Raw genomic sequence first — 17,293 nt, 5'->3', positions numbered from 1 at the left:
GATGCCGGTGACGTCCGCGGCTCGCGCTGTGCGCGTCGCCGCCGTCCGGGGCGCGGGCGCCGCACGGGAGCTGTCCGTGTCCTGTCTCGCCGGTTCCGTACGCCGAATGCGTACGGCCTGGCGAAAGTCTTCTGGTCGGTGCGCTGCCCGACCCAGGTGGCTCCCGAGTCCGAGGGCGGCGCTACGACGTCCGTCCCTACGCGGGACCTTCTTACGCCGGCGCCGTCGCGGCGGCAGCCTCTTCGGCCGTTGTGGGGCCCTCGGCTGCCTCGCGGTCGGGCGCGAGCGGGTCGGTCACCGTGCCGGTCTCTTCATCGAGCAGCCCCTGCGCCAGCCTGGTCACCGCTGCGGGGACCGGCGGCGCCAGGTCGGCCACGGCGCGGAGACCGGACAGGACGTCGTCGGGTCGAACGGCAGGCGTCACGTGCCGAACAACCAGCCGCAGTATCGCACAGGGCTGGTCGGTCGGCCTATCAGCCTGCGAACCGTGCGTCTCCGGGAGGTCGCGCACCTCCAGGCTCACGACGGCGGAGCGGGCGTCGAAGGTACGCACGCCGTTCTTGGCGAGTCGCTGGACCTCGACGGTCGCCGCCGCCTCGAAGGCGTCCGCCGCGCGGCGGGCCTCCTCCGGCGCGACGCCGTCCAGCCGCAGCTCCCACACGGAAGCCGTCAGCCGGTCGGCGAGGCCCGAGGTGCGGGCCTCGACCGCCTCGACGATGTCGAGCCCGGTGGGCATGGACTCGTCGAGGAGGACCCTGAGCTGCTCCGGGTCGCGCGGCGCGGTGAGCGCGATCTCCAGGTACTCCGCCTCACTGCCCGTGCCGGTGGGTGCGGCATTGGCGTACGACACCTTCGGGTGCGGTGTGAAACCGGCCGAGTAGGCCATCGGCACCTCGGCACGGCGCAACGCACGCTCGAAGGCGCGCTGGAAGTCACGGTGGCTGGTGAACCGGAGGCGGCCGCGCTTGGTGTAGCGCAGTCGGATGCGCTGCACCGCGGGTGCGGGCGGCGGGCCTTCGGGCTGTCGCTTGCCCAGTGTCGTTCAGTCCTTCGTGAGAGCGGTCGTACTGCTGCCAAGAGTACGCGGCTCGCGGCCGGAAGGTTCCCTCCGGTCGACCGGTGCGGGCCGCTCCGGCCCGCCGAACAGCAGGCGCCGCAGATCGGCGCGCGCCTGGCGTGCGGAGTCCCGGGCGGCGGCCAGGGCCTGCCGCGCGGTCCGCCCGGCGGCGCGGGCGGCCTCGGCGGCGGGCCGCAGGACGGCGTCCCGCAGGGCGTGCCCGACGGGTGTCAGGACCCTGAGGTACGCCCACCGCACCGGCTCCACGAAGATCCACCGGAAGAGAGCGGCCAGGAACCGGCCGACGGCGAGGGAGAGGTGCCCGGCGACGCGCCAGGCGTGCCCGAGGGCGTCCGCCACCTCGCGTCCGACGACGGCGAGGGCGCGTCCGACCGGGGCGAGGACCCAGCGCCACAGGGCGAGGACGGGCAGGACGAGCAGGATCCGCGCGATCCAGTACAGCCCCGTCCCGATGCCGCCGACGACGGTGCTCACCAGCCACACCAGGCCCCTGCCGCACCGGGCGAGCGCGCGGCCGGCCGGCGCCAGCACCCAGGTGTACAGCCAGAGGCCCAGCCCTTTCGCCACCCACGTCAGGGCGTGCCCGACGGGCGTGAGCAGACGGCCGTACACCCAGCCGAGCGCCGCCCCGACGCCCCGGCCGAGCCAGGCGAGCGCGGCCCACAGGCAGCGGGCGGCCCGGGCGGCGGCGTGCCCGAGCGGCGTCAGCAGGTGCCGGTGGAGCCACACCGCGGGCACGACGAGAAGTACGTGGCCCAGCCGGGCGAGGGCCTTGCCGACCGGCACGGCCACGTACCGCCACAGCCCGACGAACGGCCGGACGAACACCGCCCGGGCCAGCCACAGCAGGGCCCGGCCGAGCGGCCGGAGCAGGACGTCGTTGAGGAACCGCCCGGACACGGCCAGCGCGTCCCACAGCATGCGCAGCGGGACGACGAGCACGAGCACGACGATCCGCACGGGGATCCGGACGGCCACGGTGAGGCACCCCCCGGGCTCCTCCGACGCCCGCCGGGCCGGCTCGGGCGCCCGGGCCGTCCCGGCACTCCGCCCATGGGGTTCGGTCCGCGCTGCGGGCTGCTCGCGGGACGGTTTCTGCAGGTCCATGTCGTCGTAGACGCGCCGGGACCCGGTTCGGATGCGGCGGCGACCGGACCGTGACGTGCGGCAGGCCCGGGCCCCGGGTGCCGGCCCGCCGTCAGGGCTTGGCCGGGCCGGCGGGCCCGTCCGCCTCCCAGCGCAGCAGGTCGCCCGGCTGGCACTCCAGCACCTCGCACAGCGCGGCGAGGGTGGAGAAGCGGACCGCCTTGGCGCGGCCGTTCTTGAGCACGGCCAGGTTGGCGGGGGTGATGCCGACGCGCTCCGCCAGCTCGCCCACGGACATCTTCCGCTTGGCCAGCATCACGTCGATGTCGACGGCGATCGGCATCAGATGACCTCTTCCAGCTCGGCCTGCATCCGGTGGGCCTCGATGTCGCGGGCGACGGCCTGCGCGAGCAGCATCCGCAGCACGAGCACGACGAGCGCGACCCCCAGCACGGCCACGCCGACGCCGCCCAGCAGCAGCACCACTCCCGGTGCGACGGCCTCACCCGGGGCGAGGACGACTCCGAGCGCGAACACCAGGCACGCGGCGGCGACGAACGCCCCGATGACGAGATGCACGTACCGGAAGGCACCGTGCGAGAACACCGTGCCGCGGCGCACCATCGTCACCAGCCGCCACACGCACACCGCGACGACCTGGGCCGTCAGCACCCCGAGGACGATGATCACGAGGATCGGTGTGCGCAGGTGGGCGTACTCCGGTTTGAGCCCGTTCAGGTCGGCGGCGAGCAGCGGGACCATCACGCCCTGCACGAACAACGACCCCGCGAGCAGCACCACGAGCACCACGCGCAACGCCACCACGGCCAACTTCCCCATTGCCACTCCTCCATATCGACCTACGATGGAAAGCTATCGAAATTCGATAGATCCAGCAAGTGGCCGTCCCCTCGGAGGCGTGGAATTCGTGACACCGTGGCAAGAGGAACCAAAGGCCGGTACACGGACGAGGAGGAGACGGTGGACTGGCGCGTGTTCGCACGGGAGATGGCCTCCATGGCGCGCGACCTGCTCGCCCAGGACTCGGTCGAGGCCACCCTGAAGCGCATCACCGGCTCGGCCACCGAACTCGTCGAGGGATGCGACGCGGCCGGTGTCCTCCTCCTGCACGGGACACGCGTGGAGTCCCTCGCCCCGACGCACGAGCTGGTCGCCCGCAGCGACAAGCTCCAGGAGCGCCTCGCGGAGGGGCCGTGCTTCGACGCGGCGCGCACCGGCACCGACGAGCGGGTGTTCCGCATCGCCGACCTCACCGCCGAGCAGCCGCGCTGGCCCTCCTACGCCGTGCAGGCACGTGAGCTGGGCCTGGGCAGCATGATGGGTTTCCTGCTGTACACCGAGGACGAGGACCTGGGAGCCCTCAACTTCTACGCCCGGCGGCCGGGGTCCTTCTCCGAGGACAGCGAGACGGCGGGCTGGCTGCTGGCCTCGCACGCGGCCGTCGCCTTCTCCAGCGCCCGCAGCCACGCCCAGATGGAGCAGGCCATGGCGACCCGCCACACCATCGGCGAGGCCATGGGCATCATCATGGGCAGCCACCACCTCACCGAGAAGCAGGCCTTCGACGTGCTGCGCCGCTACTCGCAGGAGAACAACCTCAAGCTGCGCGAGGTCGCCCGCCGGGTCTGCGAGCAGGGCGCCCTCGTCTGACGGCTCCCCCGGCACACAGTCTGAACCGAGGGAGCCTGGCCGGGCCGATCCCCCGGGGGAGCGTCACCGACCCGACTTGTTCAGCGGGTCCCCCGGCGAAGGGCCGTCTCACCTCCCGCGAGCGGATCTCGGAGCCCGGGCGAGGGCTTCCGCCGCCGCGGCGCACACCGACAGGCAGCGCTCCGCTCCGGCGGGCCCGGCGTCCCACCGGCCCGGAACAACTGCCTGAGTCTGCTGCCGGTTGGGGCTGTCGGCCGTCGGCCGTCGGCCGTCGGTGTCGGCTAGTTCGCGAGCGAGCCGTCGTGCGCGTGGGACGCGGAGTCGTGCCACGCCTGCACGCCCGCCCGGGACGCCTCCTTGGCCTGATGCCACTTCGCGGCCGCCTGCTGGGCCGGGGGCACGTCCATGGTGCGGATCATGCGCCGGCCCGCCGCGAACACCGCGACGGCTCCGAGGGCCATGCCGATGCTCGCCACCACGGCACCGGCCGCGGTGATCACGGCACCGGCCCTCAGCAGCCGGGTGTCGATGTCGATCGTCCGAGAGGAGAGCTGATGGTGCTGGTTCATGCCAACACCATCCGCCCCACCGCCCCACCTCGCATCCCGGCAGCCCCTGCCCACTCCCCCGACGGCCGTCCGGGGACGTGGAACTGGGAACCCGGAACCCAGGACTCAGGGACCAGGGCTCAGGACTCGGAACGCAAGGCTCAGGACTCAGTGCGAGTGGCCGCTGGGTGCAGGGGCCGCGTTCTTGACGGTCAGGGGCAGGAGCTTCTTGCCCGTGGGGCCGATCTGGATGTGCGTGTCCATCTGCGGGCACACGCCGCAGTCGAAGCACGGCGTCCAGCGGCAGTCCTCGACCTCCGTCTCGTCGAGGGCGTCCTGCCAGTCCTCCCACAGCCAGTCCTTGTCGAGGCCCGAGTCGAGGTGGTCCCAGGGCAGGACCTCCTCGTAGGTGCGCTCGCGGGTGGTGTACCAGTCGACGTCCACGCCGTACGGCTCCAGCGCCTTGTCCGCGCACGCCATCCAGCGGTCGTAGGAGAAGTGCTCGCGCCAGCCGTCGAAGCGGCCGCCGTCGTCGTACACCGCGCGGATGACCGCGCCGATGCGGCGGTCGCCGCGGGAGAGCAGGCCCTCGACGATGCCGGGCTTGCCGTCGTGGTAGCGGAAGCCGATGGAGCGGCCGTACTTCTTGTCGCCGCGGATCTTGTCGCGCAGCTTCTGCAGGCGGGCGTCGGTCTCCTCGGCGGACAGCTGCGGGGCCCACTGGAACGGGGTGTGCGGCTTGGGCACGAAACCGCCGATGGAGACCGTGCAGCGGATGTCGTTGGAGCGGGAGACCTCGCGGCCCTTGGCGATGACCTTCGTCGCCATGTCGGCGATCTGCAGGACGTCCTCGTCGGTCTCGGTGGGCAGACCGCACATGAAGTACAGCTTCACCTGCCGCCAGCCGTTGCCGTACGCGGTCGCGACCGTGCGGATCAGGTCCTCTTCCGAGACCATCTTGTTGATGACCTTGCGCATGCGCTCCGAGCCGCCCTCGGGGGCGAACGTCAGACCGGAGCGGCGGCCGTTGCGGGTCAGCTCGTTGGCCAGGTCGACGTTGAAGGCGTCCACGCGGGTCGACGGCAGCGACAGGCCGATCTTGTCGTCCTCGTAGCGGTCGGCGAGGCCCTTGGCGATGTCGCCGATCTCCGAGTGGTCCGCGGAGGACAGCGACAGCAGGCCGACCTCCTCGAAGCCGGTCGCCTTCAGGCCCTGCTCGACCATGTCGCCGATGCCCGTGATGGAGCGCTCGCGGACCGGGCGGGTGATCATGCCGGCCTGGCAGAAGCGGCAGCCCCGGGTGCAGCCGCGGAAGATCTCCACGGACATGCGCTCGTGGACCGTCTCGGCCAGCGGGACCAGCGGCTGCTTGGGGTAGGGCCACTCGTCGAGGTCCATGACGGTGTGCTTGGACACCCGCCACGGCACGCCCGACCTGTTGGGCACCACCCGGGCGATACGGCCGTCGGGCAGGTACTCCACGTCGTAGAACGCCGGGATGTACACCCCGCCGGTCTTGGCCAGGCGGAGCAGGACCTCCTCGCGGCCGCCCGGACGGCCCTGGGCCTTCCACTCGCGGATGATGCGCGTCATGTCGAGGACGGCCTGCTCGCCGTCACCGATGACGGCCGCGTCGATGAAGTCGGCGATGGGCTCGGGATTGAACGCCGCGTGGCCGCCGGCCAGGACGATCGGGTCGTCCAGGCCGCGGTCCTTGGACTCCAGCGGGATCCCCGCCAGGTCCAGGGCCGCCAGCATGTTCGTGTAGCCCAGCTCCGTGGAGAAGGACAGGCCGAACACGTCGAAGGCCTTCACCGGCCGGTGGCTGTCCACCGTGAACTGGGGGACGCCGTGCTCGCGCATCAGCTCCTCCAGGTCCGGCCACACGCTGTACGTGCGCTCGGCGAGGACGCCCTCCTGCTCGTTCAGCACCTCGTAGAGGATCATGACGCCCTGGTTGGGCAGGCCGACCTCGTAGGCGTCCGGGTACATCAACGCCCAGCGGACGTCGCAGGCGTCCCAGTCCTTGACCGTGGAGTTGAGTTCTCCGCCGACGTACTGGATCGGCTTCTGCACGTGCGGGAGCAGAGCTTCGAGCTGCGGGAAGACCGACGCAGCGACTTCGGCAGGCATGTCGCGCACCTTCGTGAGCTGGACTGAACTGACAGGGGTGACCATCCAGCCTAACGCGAGCGCGGAGCACCTCCGTACGCCCGCGGGCTCACAGGCCCGACGCCCCGCCCTTGATCCGCCCCCACAGCCCGGGCAGCTCGGCCTCGGCCCGAAGGGCGCGCTGCTCCTCGCGCTCGTGGAGCAGGCCGTAGGTGAAGGCGTTCTCACCGGCGGCGTGGGCGACCGCCGACAGCTCGCGCAGGGTCTGCCGGGCCATGACGCTGTCCTGGTGCTCGCCGAGCAGGTTCTGCAGGTCCTTCATGGACGCGGTGAGCTTCCTGGCGGGCTTGCCCAGGACCGGGTCGGCGGCCTCCGCCGCGTAGCGGGTGCGCTTGGCCTTCTTGCGCGCCTCGTGCAGGGCGAGGTCCCGCTCGGTGCCCGGCTCGAGCTCCAGGGCGCGGCCGACCAGCCCGGTGACCTTGCGGAAGTCCTTCTTCACCGCCCGGGCGACCGGTTTGGCGGGCTTCTTCCCGGCCGCGTCGACCAGGGGCGGGTCGGCGATCAGCGCGTCGAGGGTGTCCAGGAGGGTGAGGTAGCGGCGCGAGTCGAGCACACCGGCGAGGCGGCCCTTGGCGCCGCCGTGCTCCGCCTTCGACCAGGCGAGCATCCGCTCCTTCACCGGGCCGCGGACCAGACCCGCCGGCACCTCGGCCAGGGTGTCCGTGAGCCGCTCGGTGAGGACCTCGCGGTCCCGGTCCACGCCCAGTTCCCCGGCGAGCCACTTCAGCTCGTCGGCGACGGGGTCGGTGACGGTCCGGTCGAGGACGTTGCGGAACGTCTTGAACGTGCTGCGCAGCCGGCGGGTGGCCACGCGCATCGAGTGCACCGAGTCCTCGACGCCCTGCCGCACGGCCGGGTCCAGTCCGACGATCGCGTCGCGCTGCTCCCGCACGTAGGCCAGGACGAGATCCCCGGCCGTCTCGGTCTTCTTCACGGCGGAGGTGGGACGGCGCCGGCGCTGCGGTGCCGTGTCGGCCAGCGCCCGGGCCAGCTTCGAGGCCGACCGCGACGGCCGCACGCCCGCCTTGCGCAGCCGCTTGTCGACCTTGTCGAGGAAGGCCGGGTCGCCGTCGTCGGCCAGCTCAACCTCGATCTCGGTCCACCGCACCTCGCCCCCGGCGCCGGTGAGCCGCTCGGCGCGCACGGAGTCCGTGCTGACCTCGGCGAGCAGCCGGCCCTCGCTGTCGAGCAGGTGCCGTACGTCGCGGTCGGAGCGCAGCCGCACCAGCGGCAGCAGTTCGCCGTCGCGGACCCGGGAGCGGACCAGCGCGGCGAGTTCGCCGGGGAGGGCGTCGGTCAGCGGGCTGCGGATCTCGTCGCGTACGCCCGGGCCGACGGGGAGCTTGAGGTGCCAGCCCGCGTCGGAGCCGCCGGTGCGGCGCCGGAGGGTGACGGACGACGCCGCGAGGCGTTCGTCTGCGGTGTCGTAGTAGGTGGCGTCCAGGTGGGTGATCCCCCGGTCGGCGACGGTCGCGACCCCCGGCACGCCGGTCAGCTCGGGCAGGCCGCCGTCCGGGGCCTCGTACTTCCGCTCGATCTCGCGCTTGGTGTCCGCCATGCAGTGAATCTAACCGTCCGGGCCCGGGCGCGACACGACGCCGGACGCGGTACGGGGCGCCACCCGGGCGCCCCGTACCCGCTCAGGCCGACATCGGCCGCTGCACTCTGATCGACTGCAGCAGTCCCACCGCTATCCACACGGCGAACATCGACGATCCGCCGTACGAGACGAAGGGCAGCGGCAGACCGGTGACGGGCATGATGCCGAGGGTCATGCCGACGTTCTCGAACGTCTGGAAGGCGAACCAGGCGACGATGCCCGCGGCGACGATCGTGCCGTAGAGGTCCGGGGTGTCCCGGGCGATCGCGCAGGCCCGCCACAGGACGATCCCGAGCAGCAGGATGATCAGGCCGCCGCCGAGGAAGCCGAGCTCCTCCCCCGCGACCGTGAAGACGAAGTCGGTCTGCTGCTCGGGCACGAACTGCCCGGTGGTCTGCGAGCCGTGGAAGAGGCCGGAGCCGGTCAGTCCGCCGGAGCCGATGGCGATGCGGGCCTGGTTGGTGTTGTAGCCGACGCCGGCCGGGTCGAGCTCGGGGTTGGCGAACGCGGCGAACCGGTTGATCTGGTACTCGTCGAGGATCCCGAGCTGCCAGACGGTGACCGCCCCGAGGGCGCCGGTGCCGATCAGGCCGAACACCCAGCGGTTGGAGGCCCCGGAGGCCAGCAGCACGCCCAGCACGATGATGACCATGACCATCACGGACCCGAGGTCGGGCATGAGCATCACGATGGCCATGGGCACGGCGGCCAGGCCGAGCGCCTGCACGACCGTGCGGTGGTCGGGGTAGGTCTTGTCGCCCGCGTCGACCCGGGCCGCGAGCAGCATCGCCATGCCCAGGATGATCGTGACCTTCACGAACTCCGAGGGCTGCAGCGAGAAGCCGCCGGGCAGCTTGATCCAGGAGTGGGCGCCGTTGATCGTCGAGCCGAGCGGCGTGAGCACCAGCAGGATCAGCAGCACCGAGACGCCGTACAGCAGCGGCACGACGGTGCGCAGGCCGCGGTGGCCGAGCCAGATCGTGCCGACCATCAGGGCGAGGCCGATGCCGGTGTTCAGCAGGTGCCGGACCAGGAAGTAGTACGGGTCGCCCTGGTTGAGCTCGGTGCGGTTGCGGGTGGCCGAGTAGACCAGCAGGGTGCCGAGCAGCGACAGGGCCAGCGCCGCGAGCACGATCGGCCAGTCGAGGCGCCGGGTGACGGAGTCGCGGGCGAGCAGCCGCGTCCAGCCGGAGCGCTCGGGCCCGTAGCCGGAGACCTGGAAGCTGTTCACACCGCCGGTCATGTGGGCAACCTCCGGCTTCCCCGCCGGCGCCGGCGCCTTCGGGTGTCGCGGTTCTCGGGCGACGGCGGGGCCGACGTCGCGGGCTGGAGCGGATCGGCCGGGGCGTTCGGGTCCTGCTTCTTCGCCTGCTGGTCCTTGGCCGGGTCCTTGGGCACCTTCGGCGAGGCGATGGTGCCGTCGACCTTGATCTTGGGCAGGGTCTTCTGCGGCGTGGGCAGCAGGGCCTTCTTGGTGTCGATGTCGCCGTCCGGGGAGACGCCGTACAGCGCGTTGTAGATGTTGCGCACGGCGGGGCCGGAGGCGCCGGAGCCCGTACCACCCTGGGAGATCGTCATGACGATCGAGTAGTCCTTGGTGTACGTGGCGAACCAGGAGGTCGTCTGCTTGCCGTAGACCTCCGCCGTACCCGTCTTGGCGTGCATCGGGATCTTGTCCTGCGGCCAGCCGCCGAACCTCCAGGCGGCGGTACCGCGGGTGGCGACTCCCTCGAGGGCATCGTCTATCTCGCTGCGCGTCTTCTCGCTCATCGGGAGCTTGCCGTGGGCCTGCGGCTTGATCGGCGTCACGGTCTTGCCGTCGGCGCTGATGACCGCCTTGCCCACCGAGGGGTTGTACATCGTGCCGCCGTTGGAGATGGCCGCGTAGATGGTGGCCATCTGGATCGGCGTGACGAGGGTGTCGCCCTGGCCGATGGAGTAGTTGACGGAGTCACCGGCGCGCAGGCGGTTGCCCTCGAGGCAGTTCTCGTAGGCGATCTTCTCGGCGTAGCTCCCGCTGCGCTTGCCGGTGCGGCACCAGACGTCCTTGTTGGCCTTCCAGTAGTCGAGCTTCCACTGGCGGTCGGGGACGCGGCCGGTGACCTCGTTGGGGAGGTCGATGCCGGTCTCCTTGCCGAGGCCGAACTGGTGGGCGGTCTTGTAGAACCAGTCGTTGGCCTTCTTCTTCGGCTTGGTGCCGCCGTCGCGCTTCCACTCCTCGTGGGAGAGGCGGTAGAAGACCGTGTCGCAGGAGACCTCCAGGGCGCGGCCGAGGCTGATCGCCCCGTAGCCCTTGGACTCGAAGTTCTTGAAGACCTGGCCGCCGATGGAGTACGAACTGGAGCACTCGTAGGGGCCGTTGAAGGAGTATCCGGCGTTGACCGCGGCGGCGGTCGGGATGACCTTGAAGATCGAGCCGGGCGCCGACTGGCCCTGGATGGCGCGGTTCAGCAGCGGGTAGTTGGAGCTCTTGCCGGTGAGGCGCGCGTAGTCCTTGGCGGAGATGCCGCCGACCCAGGCGTTCGGGTCGTAGGTCGGGTTGGAGGCCATCGCGACGACGCGGCCGGTCTTGGCCTCCATGACGACGACGGCGCCGGAGTCGGCCTTGTAGGTGGTGCCCGTGTTGCGGTCGTGCTCCTTGCGGGCCTGCTTCATGGCCTCGTTCAGCTCGTACTCGGCGATCCGCTGGACGCGGGCGTCGATGCTGGTGACGAGGTTGTCGCCGGGGTGGGCCGGGTCGGCTTCCGCCTGGCCGATGACACGGCCGAGGTTGTCGACCTCGTAGCGCGTGACGCCCGCCTTGCCGCGCAGCTGCTTGTCGTACTGGCGCTCCAGGCCGGAGCGGCCGACCTGGTCCGAGCGCAGGTAGGGCGAGTCGGTGTCCTGCGCCTTCGTGATCTCCTCGTCGGTGACCGGGGAGAGGTAGCCGAGGACCTGGGCGGTGTTGGCCTTGCCGGGGCTCGGGTAGCGGCGCATGGCCTGCGGCTCGGCGCTGATGCCGGGGAAGTCCTCGGCGCGCTCGCGGATCTGCAGGGCCTGCTTGGGGGTGGCCTCGTCGGTGATGGGGATGGGCTGGTAGGGCGAGCCGTTCCAGCAGGGCTGGGGCGTCTCGGCGTCGCACAGCCGGACCTTCTCCCGGACCTCCTTGGCCGGCATGCCCAGGACCCCGGCGAGTTTGGTGAGGACTTCCTTGCCGTCGTCCTTCATCTTCAGCAGGTCCGTGCGGGACGCGGAGACCACCAGTCGCGTCTCGTTGTCGGCGAGGGCCACGCCCCGGGCGTCCAGGATGGAGCCGCGCACGGCGGGCTGGACGACCTGCTGGACGTGGTTGCCGGAGGCCTCCTTGGCGTAGGCCGCGCCCTCACGGATCTGGAGGTACCACAGGCGTCCGCCGAGGGTGAGCAGGAGGGAGAGGACGAGGACCTGGATGACGACGAGCCGGATCTGGACGCGTGAGTTACGCCCGGTCTCGGGAATGTTGGTCACTGCGGCTGCCTCCCCCTCTCAGTGCGTGTACGGCTGTGCGGAACCGGCTGTCCGCCGGTGCGGGTGTGTGCGGTGTCGAGTGATGAACGCCCGGTCCCTGAACCGGCGTTCCCACCGGACCGGCCCGTTCGGGTGAACTTCCCCGTGTCTTCCCCCGGGTTCACAGCCGCTTGACCCCCTTGATGCGTCCGGCGCGCGCCATCCGCGCGCGGGCGGCCTTCACCCGCAGCCCGTTGCGCTGGCTGCCGATCTTCAGGCCGGTGCCGCCGGCGAGCCAGCCGGAGGAGATGTCGGTGGCCTTGGCGGCCGCCGAGGTGGACTCGGCGAGCGGATCGTTGTCGACCCGGCGGGCCAGGGCCATGACGCCCGGCACCACGAACGGGGCGAGCAGCAGGTCGTACAGGGCGGCCGTGAACAGCAGCCCGCCCAGGCCGACGTGGCGGGCGGCGGTGTCCCCGACGAGGGCGCCGACCCCGGCGTACAGCAGGGTGGAGCCGACGGCGGCGGCCACCACCACGGCCATGGGCCCGGTGGCGGACTTCAGCTGGCCGGTCTCGGGCTTGACCAGGCCCGCGAGGTAGCCGATGACGCACAGCACGAGGGCGTACCGCCCGGCCGCGTGGTCGGCCGGCGGGGCCAGGTCGGCCAGCAGTCCCGCGCCGAAGCCGATCAGGGCGCCGCCCACGTGCCCGTACACCAGCGCCAGGCCCAGGACGGTGAGCAGCAGCAGGTCGGGCACGGCGCCCGGCAGGTGGAGGCGGGCGAGGACGCTCACCTGGATCACCAGGGCGACGACGACCAGGGCGGAGGAGAGCAGGATCCGGTTGACGCGCATGGGATGTGAGCTCCTACTGCTCTTGCTGGTTCTGGCCGTCCACGGGGGCCTCGGCGGACGGCGTCACGGTCACCGTCACCGTCGGCCTCGGGGTGGGCTTGGGCTTGGGCGGGAGCACCGTGTCGCGCGGGTCCTTCTTCGGGGCCTGGACGACGACACCGACGATGTCGAGCTTGCTGAAGGCCGCGTACGGCGTGACGTAGAGCGTGCGGGTCAGGCCGCCGCCGGAGGGGTCGACGCGGGAGACCACGCCGACCGGCACGCCGGGCACGAACGGCCGGTCGGCCTGCGAGCCGAAGGTGACCAGGCGGTCGCCCTTCTTCACCTCGGCCTTGCCGTTGAGCAGTTCCACGCGCAGCGGGCGGTCGCCCTGGCCGGAGGCGAAGCCGAGTTCGTCACCGGACTCCATGCGGGTGCCGACGGTGAAGTCGGGGTCGCTGGCGAGCAGCACGGTGGCGGTGTGCGGTCCGACGGTGGTGACGCGGCCCACGAGCCCGTCGCCGTTCAGCACGGTCATGTCGCGCTTGATGCCGTCCTCGGCGCCGACGTCGATCGTGATGGTCCAGGAGAAGCCCTGCGCCGCGCCGATGGCGATGACCTCGGCGCCCTTGATGCCGTACTGGCCCTGGCCCGCGACCTTCAGCATCTTGTCGAGCTGCTTGAGGCGGCTGCGGCTGCGGTCGTCGCTGCCGAGGCGGGCCTTCAGTGCCGCGTTCTCCTGCTCCAGGCGGGCGAGCCGGTCGTGCCGCTCGCCGGAGTCACGGATGGCGGAGACCGCGTTGCCGACCGGGTCGACCGCGGCCGAGACGCCGCTCTCGATCGGGCCGAAGACCGTCGCCGCGCCCCGGCGGGCACCGTCGACGGGCGAGTCCTCCCCACCGCGGATGTCCACCGTGATCAACGCGAACGCGATGGCGATCAGCAGCACCAGGAGCAGCCGGCTCTCTCGTGTGTCCCTCACGTGCGGCGGCCGTGCCTTCCTCGTAGGAATTCGGGAAGCCCCAGGGAATACCGAGGGGCTGCTTTGTGGGAGCTTATGCCTCTATATCAACGATCCGCCGTACGGAAGGAGATCGTCCCGTACGGCGGAATCGAAGAGTTATGTCATCTGCGCGGCTGGGCGTCGAGCACCTGCTGGAGCGCCTCGAACTCCTCGACGCACTTTCCGGAACCGAGCGCCACGCTGTCCAGCGGGTCCTCGGCGATGTGGATCGGCATGCCGGTCTCCCGGCGCAGCCGCTCGTCCAGGCCCCGCAGCAGCGCTCCGCCGCCGGTCAGAACGATTCCTCGGTCCATGATGTCGCCGGACAGCTCCGGCGGGCACTTGTCGAGGGTCGTCTTGACGGCGTCGACGATCGCGTTGACCGGCTCCTCGATCGCCTTGCGGACCTCGGCGGCGGAGATGACGACGGTCTTCGGCAGGCCGGACACCAGGTCCCGGCCGCGGATTTCGGTGTGCTCGTCGGTGTCGAGGTCGTACGCCGAACCGATCGTGATCTTGATCTGCTCGGCCGTCCGCTCACCCAGCAGGAGCGAGTACTCCTTCTTGATGTGCTGGATGATCGCGTTGTCCAGCTCGTCGCCCGCGACGCGGATGGACTGGGCGGTGACGATGCCGCCGAGGGAGATGACCGCGACCTCCGTCGTGCCGCCGCCGATGTCGACCACCATGTTGCCCGTGGCCTCGTGGACCGGCAGGCCGGAGCCGATGGCCGCGGCCATGGGCTCCTCGATGATGTGCACCTGGCGGGCGCCGGCCTGGGACGACGCCTCGATGACGGCACGGCGCTCGACGCCCGTGATGCCCGAGGGCACACAGACGACGACCCGCGGACGAGCCAGATACCGCCGCTTGTGGATCTTCAGGATGAAGTAGCGGAGCATCCGCTCGGTGATCTCGAAGTCGGCGATCACGCCGTCCTTCAGCGGACGCACGGCAACGATGTTGCCGGGCGTGCGCCCGATCATCTTCTTCGCTTCGGCGCCGACCGCGAGGATGCCACCGGTGTTGGTGTTGATCGCGACGACGGACGGCTCGTTGAGTACGATCCCGCGACCCCTGACGTACACCAGCGTGTTGGCGGTCCCGAGGTCGACAGCCATGTCACGGCCGATGAACGACATTGAGTTCCCCATCGAGATTCGTCTGGCCTTCCCGTGAGCTTTTTGAGGGCTTTTCAGGTAGGCAAAGGTGGGTGCTGTGACGTGAAGGCTTCCATGGTAGACGCGCCTTCGCGAACACTGCGGGAGGGTCCTGGCCATTGTCAGCAGATGGCGACCGCATCCGCTTGTGGAGACGGGCGTTCGGGGCGCTTCGTTCCCTCGATCGCCACGCATATGCCGCAAAGCCCGGGGGCCTCGGCCCCCGGACCCGCAGAATGTGCCGGTGCGGTGTGGAGGCTAGGACCGACCGGGGAAGAAGATCTTCACCTCGCGCTCGGCGGACTCCTCGGAGTCGGAGGCGTGGATCAGGTTCTCCCGGACGATCACACCGAAGTCACCGCGGATGGAACCGGGGGCCGCGGCGATCGGGTCGGTGGGGCCGGCCAGCTGGCGCACACCCTCGATGACCCGCTCGCCCTCGACGATCAGCGCCACGACCGGACCGGAGGACATGAACGCCACCAGCGGCTCGTAGAAGGGCTTGCCCTTGTGCTCGCCGTAGTGCTGCTCCAGCGTCTCCTGGTCCAGGGTGCGCAGCTCCAGCGCGGTGATCGTCCAGCCCGCCTTGCGCTCGATGCGGCTGATGATCTCGCCGGTCAGGCCGCGACGGACGGCGTCGGGCTTGAGGAGGACGAGGGTGCGCTGGCTCACGACGGGCTCCTTATTGCAATCACGGTGGTGCGGTGGGACGAGGTTACCCGGCGTGTCGGCGTGCCCGTCACGCAGCGTCAGGCGTGGAGGAGCCCGCCTGGGCCGCGAATCTCGCCTTGGCCTCGTCGACCTTCCGCCCGTAGTGCACCGACGCCCACCACAGCGCCGCGAAGACCGCGCCCAGGAAGAACATCATCGGGACCGCGAAGCCCGACGCGATGAGCGCGATCTGCAGCGCCCAGCCCAGGACGACCCCGCCGGGGCGCGTCACCAGGCCGCACAGCAGCAGGCACAGGAACATCGCGACACCGCTGACCGTCCACACGGTCGTCGTGGACAGGTCGGGGTCCTTCATGGCGACCAGGCCGGCGAAGCCGATGATGAAGAACTCGCCGATCAGCGTCGAGGAACAGAGCGTACGCACGGGATCTCAGCCCCTTCCCAGGAGCAGTCGGGCCTCGCCGACGGTGATGACGGAACCGGTGACGAGCACGCCGCCACCGGCGAACTCGCCCTCCTCCTCGGCGAGCGTGATCGCGGCCTCCAGGGCGTCCGGCAGCCGCGGCTCGACCTGCACGCGCTCCTCGCCGAACACCTCGACGGCGATACCGGCCAGCTCGTCGGCGTCCATCGCGCGGTGGCTGGAGTTCTGCGTGACGACGACCTCCGCGAACACCGGCTCGAAGGCCTCCAGCAGCCCCCGCACGTTCTTGTCGCCGCTGGCGCCGACCACGCCGATGAGCCGGCTGAACTGGAACGCCTCCCCGATCGCCTCGGCCGTGGCCCGGGCACCCGCCGGGTTGTGCGCGGCGTCCAGCACGACCGTGGGCGAGCGCCGTACGACCTCCAGCCGGCCGGGCGAGGCCACGGCCGCGAACGCCTTGCGGACGGTGTCCAGGTCCAGCGGCTCGGGCCGCTGGGCGCCGACCCCGAAGAAGGCCTCCACCGCGGCCAGTGCCACGGCCGCGTTGTGCGCCTGGTGCGCGCCGTGCAGCGGCAGGTAGACCTCCGGGTACTCGCCGCCGAGCCCGCGCAGTGTCACCAGCTGCCCGCCGACGGCCACCTGCCGGTCGACGACCCCGAACTCCAGGCCCTCCCGGGCCACCGTCGCGTCCACGTCCACGGCCTTCTTCAGCAGCACCTGCGCGGCGTCGACCGGCTGCTGCGCCAGGATCACCGTCGCGTCCTGCTTGATGATCCCGGCCTTCTCCGTGGCGATCTCGGCGTGCGTGGAGCCCAGCCGGTCGGTGTGGTCGAGGTCGATGGGCGTCACGACGGCGACGTCACCGTCGATCACGTTGGTGGCGTCCCAGGAGCCGCCCATGCCGACCTCGACGACGGCCACGTCCACGGGGGCGTCCGCGAACGCCGCGTAGGCCATGCCCGTGAGCACCTCGAAGAAGGACAGCCGGTACTCCTGCTGCGCGTCGACCATCTCCACGTACGGCTTGATGTCCTGGTACGTCTCGATGAACCGCTCGGCGGCGATCGGGGCGCCGTCCAGGCTGATGCGCTCGGTGATCGACTGCACGTGGGGCGAGGTGTAGCGCCCGGTGCGCAGCTCGAAGGCGCCGAGCAGGGCCTCGATCATGCGGGCGGTGGAGGTCTTGCCGTTCGTGCCCGTGATGTGGATGGAGGGGTACGACCGCTGCGGCTCGCCCAGGACGTCCATCAGGGCGGCGATGCGGGCGACGGAGGGCTCCAGCTTGGTCTCGCCCCAGCGGGTGGCGAGCTCCGTCTCGACCTCGCGCAGGGCCTTGTCGACCTCGGGGTCGGCGGGCCGCGCGGGGACGTCGGCGTCGGGCGGGCCGCCCTGGGTGCGCAGGGTGCGGCTGCCGGCCTCGATGACGGCGAGGTCGGGGTCGCGGGTGGTCTCCTCCGCGACGATCTCGTCGAACGCGTGGAGGGGATCGGGCTGGTCGTCGGCGCTGGGGTCCGGGGGGAGCTCGCTCACGGGGCCCAGTCTACGGAGCCGGGGTGACAGGGGTCGGGGGTGGCTTGTG

Annotated in this window: 16 protein-coding genes; 1 reads left to right on the top strand and 15 read right to left on the bottom strand. The window is 71.2% G+C overall.

Translation table 11 applies throughout. The annotated features are described in order from the left end of the window. Window positions 1-211: 211 nt before the first annotated feature. The 4 genes from ACFYWG_RS13050 to ACFYWG_RS13035 form a co-directional block, all read right to left on the bottom strand. Window positions 212-994 (bottom strand): TIGR03936 family radical SAM-associated protein, encoded by a 783-nt coding sequence (locus tag ACFYWG_RS13050; protein WP_376334358.1) that lies wholly within the window; start codon window positions 992-994, stop codon window positions 212-214. A 48-nt stretch (window positions 995-1,042) separates the two neighbouring features. Then, window positions 1,043-2,185 carry a hypothetical protein gene (locus ACFYWG_RS13045; protein WP_389201187.1) on the bottom strand — a complete coding sequence of 381 codons (1,143 nt, stop codon included), beginning with the start codon at window positions 2,183-2,185 and terminating at the stop codon, window positions 1,043-1,045. A 91-nt stretch (window positions 2,186-2,276) separates the two neighbouring features. Further along, window positions 2,277-2,507 (bottom strand): helix-turn-helix domain-containing protein, encoded by a 231-nt coding sequence (locus ACFYWG_RS13040; RefSeq protein WP_385413451.1) that lies wholly within the window; start codon window positions 2,505-2,507, stop codon window positions 2,277-2,279. Next, window positions 2,507-3,004, bottom strand: coding sequence for a DUF2975 domain-containing protein (locus ACFYWG_RS13035; RefSeq protein ID WP_389201185.1), 498 nt, complete (start codon window positions 3,002-3,004; stop codon window positions 2,507-2,509). The genes ACFYWG_RS13040 and ACFYWG_RS13035 overlap by 1 nt, the downstream gene beginning before the upstream one ends. Window positions 3,005-3,172: 168 nt before the next feature. On the opposite strand from ACFYWG_RS13035, the gene ACFYWG_RS13030 reads away from it, so the two are divergent. Further along, window positions 3,173-3,835: a GAF and ANTAR domain-containing protein gene (locus ACFYWG_RS13030; RefSeq protein WP_376334360.1), complete on the top strand. Its 663-nt coding sequence runs from the start codon at window positions 3,173-3,175 to the stop codon at window positions 3,833-3,835. 281 nt (window positions 3,836-4,116) lie between these two features. Here ACFYWG_RS13030 and ACFYWG_RS13025 read toward each other — a convergent pair whose 3' ends face one another. From ACFYWG_RS13025 to ACFYWG_RS12975, 11 genes are all read right to left on the bottom strand, one after another. Continuing rightward, a complete protein-coding gene (locus tag ACFYWG_RS13025; RefSeq protein ID WP_383504843.1) occupies window positions 4,117-4,404 on the bottom strand; it encodes a hypothetical protein in 288 nt (95 codons plus the stop codon). 147 nt (window positions 4,405-4,551) lie between these two features. Continuing rightward, the gene (locus tag ACFYWG_RS13020) at window positions 4,552-6,516 is read right to left on the bottom strand and encodes a TIGR03960 family B12-binding radical SAM protein (RefSeq protein WP_385413456.1); all 1,965 of its coding nucleotides are present in this window, start codon (window positions 6,514-6,516) and stop codon (window positions 4,552-4,554) included. 88 nt (window positions 6,517-6,604) lie between these two features. Next, window positions 6,605-8,113 (bottom strand): CHAD domain-containing protein, encoded by a 1,509-nt coding sequence (locus ACFYWG_RS13015; protein WP_389201182.1) that lies wholly within the window; start codon window positions 8,111-8,113, stop codon window positions 6,605-6,607. A gap of 82 nt (window positions 8,114-8,195) precedes the next feature. Beyond that, window positions 8,196-9,398 (bottom strand): rod shape-determining protein RodA, encoded by a 1,203-nt coding sequence (rodA, locus tag ACFYWG_RS13010; protein ID WP_383504853.1) that lies wholly within the window; start codon window positions 9,396-9,398, stop codon window positions 8,196-8,198. Continuing rightward, entirely contained in the window at window positions 9,395-11,641 is a 2,247-nt protein-coding gene (gene mrdA, locus ACFYWG_RS13005; RefSeq protein WP_376334343.1) for a penicillin-binding protein 2, read from the bottom strand. Before mrdA ends, rodA begins: the two co-directional genes overlap by 4 nt. A gap of 160 nt (window positions 11,642-11,801) precedes the next feature. Further along, window positions 11,802-12,476, bottom strand: coding sequence for a rod shape-determining protein MreD (mreD, locus tag ACFYWG_RS13000; RefSeq protein ID WP_376334341.1), 675 nt, complete (start codon window positions 12,474-12,476; stop codon window positions 11,802-11,804). A 13-nt stretch (window positions 12,477-12,489) separates the two neighbouring features. Further along, window positions 12,490-13,437: a rod shape-determining protein MreC gene (mreC, locus tag ACFYWG_RS12995; protein ID WP_389201179.1), complete on the bottom strand. Its 948-nt coding sequence runs from the start codon at window positions 13,435-13,437 to the stop codon at window positions 12,490-12,492. Window positions 13,438-13,580: 143 nt separating this feature from the next. Next, a complete protein-coding gene (locus ACFYWG_RS12990) occupies window positions 13,581-14,600 on the bottom strand; it encodes a rod shape-determining protein (protein WP_006133575.1) in 1,020 nt (339 codons plus the stop codon). Between the two features lie 276 nt (window positions 14,601-14,876). Then, window positions 14,877-15,290, bottom strand: a complete 414-nt coding sequence (gene ndk, locus ACFYWG_RS12985) for a nucleoside-diphosphate kinase (RefSeq protein WP_376334337.1) — start codon at window positions 15,288-15,290, stop codon at window positions 14,877-14,879. Between the two features lie 67 nt (window positions 15,291-15,357). Beyond that, a complete protein-coding gene (locus ACFYWG_RS12980) occupies window positions 15,358-15,714 on the bottom strand; it encodes a DUF4233 domain-containing protein (RefSeq protein WP_383504859.1) in 357 nt (118 codons plus the stop codon). Window positions 15,715-15,720: 6 nt separating this feature from the next. Then, window positions 15,721-17,244, bottom strand: coding sequence for a bifunctional folylpolyglutamate synthase/dihydrofolate synthase (locus tag ACFYWG_RS12975; protein ID WP_383504862.1), 1,524 nt, complete (start codon window positions 17,242-17,244; stop codon window positions 15,721-15,723). Window positions 17,245-17,293: the final 49 nt, after the last annotated feature.

This window comes from Streptomyces sp. NPDC003456, assembly GCF_042878735.1.
Classification (GTDB): domain Bacteria; phylum Actinomycetota; class Actinomycetes; order Streptomycetales; family Streptomycetaceae; genus Streptomyces.
The sequence above is the reverse complement of the archived record's forward strand: the minus strand, read 5'-3'. Positions and strand labels throughout refer to the sequence as shown.

Coding starts and splice junctions, on each gene's coding strand:
- ACFYWG_RS13045 (WP_389201187.1), bottom strand. CDS start 2,185: ATGGACCTGCAGAAACCGTCCCGCGAGCAGCCCGCAGCGCGGACCGAA.
- ACFYWG_RS13040 (WP_385413451.1), bottom strand. CDS start 2,507: ATGCCGATCGCCGTCGACATCGACGTGATGCTGGCCAAGCGGAAGATG.
- ACFYWG_RS13035 (WP_389201185.1), bottom strand. CDS start 3,004: ATGGGGAAGTTGGCCGTGGTGGCGTTGCGCGTGGTGCTCGTGGTGCTG.
- ACFYWG_RS13030 (WP_376334360.1), top strand. CDS start 3,173: ATGGCCTCCATGGCGCGCGACCTGCTCGCCCAGGACTCGGTCGAGGCC.
- ACFYWG_RS13025 (WP_383504843.1), bottom strand. CDS start 4,404: ATGAACCAGCACCATCAGCTCTCCTCTCGGACGATCGACATCGACACC.
- ACFYWG_RS13020 (WP_385413456.1), bottom strand. CDS start 6,516: ATGCCTGCCGAAGTCGCTGCGTCGGTCTTCCCGCAGCTCGAAGCTCTG.
- ACFYWG_RS13015 (WP_389201182.1), bottom strand. CDS start 8,113: ATGGCGGACACCAAGCGCGAGATCGAGCGGAAGTACGAGGCCCCGGAC.
- rodA (WP_383504853.1), bottom strand. CDS start 9,398: ATGACCGGCGGTGTGAACAGCTTCCAGGTCTCCGGCTACGGGCCCGAG.
- mreD (WP_376334341.1), bottom strand. CDS start 12,476: ATGCGCGTCAACCGGATCCTGCTCTCCTCCGCCCTGGTCGTCGTCGCC.
- ACFYWG_RS12990 (WP_006133575.1), bottom strand. CDS start 14,600: ATGTCGTTCATCGGCCGTGACATGGCTGTCGACCTCGGGACCGCCAAC.